This is a genomic window from Mycobacterium sp. 1423905.2, from assembly GCF_001673155.1.
Classification (GTDB): Bacteria; Actinomycetota; Actinomycetes; order Mycobacteriales; family Mycobacteriaceae; genus Mycobacterium.
Genome location: NZ_LZLE01000111.1, coordinates 1 through 729 on the forward strand (window position 1 = coordinate 1; position 729 = coordinate 729).

1 pseudogene is annotated in these 729 nt (G+C 70.9%); it reads left to right on the forward strand.

From position 1 onward, the window contains the following. Positions 1-85 precede the first annotated feature (85 nt). Positions 86-729, forward strand: a pseudogene (locus tag A9W95_RS06110) (precorrin-3B synthase); the annotation flags it as partial.

The window sequence follows — 729 nt, forward strand, 5'->3', positions numbered from 1 at the left end:
GTCGGGTCGCCGAAGACATCGGCCTGGCGTCCTGGGGCGTATTCCACGGTCTCCACATCCACCAGTCTGCCCGTACCGTGGACGGGTGGTCAGAGTGCGGCACACCGACGCCTGCCCGGGGGCGCTGCAGGTTCACCAGGCCGCCGACGGCGCGCTGGTTCGGGTAAGGCTGCCCGGTGGCATGATCACCGCCGCTCAGCTGGCCACGCTCGCCAATCTATCGACGGAACTGGGCTCCGGCACGCTGGAACTGACCGCCCGCGGCAACGTCCAGATCCGTGGCGTCACCGACGCGGCGGCCGCCGCCGAGGCGATTGCCGGCGCCGGTCTGTTGCCCTCGGCCAGCCACGAGCGGGTCCGCAATGTCGTGGCGACGCCGCTGTCCGGACGAGTCGGCGGCCGGGCCGACGTTCGACCGTGGGTCGGCGAACTCGACGCGGCCATCTGCGCCGAGCCGGCGCTGGCCGAGTTGGGTGGGCGGTTTTGGTTCAGTCTCGACGACGGCCGCGGCGACGTTTCCGGCTTGGCCGCCGATCTGGGCGTGCACGTCTTCGACGACGGGATCGGAGTGCTGATTGCCGGACGCGACACGGCAGTGCGGGTCGAGGACCCCGTCACCGCGTTGATCGACCTTGCGCGCCGATTCGCCGAGGTCCGCGGAACAGCTTGGCGCATTACCGAATTGGCGGACGTCGACGACGTACTGCCGGGCGTGCGGCTCGGCGACGC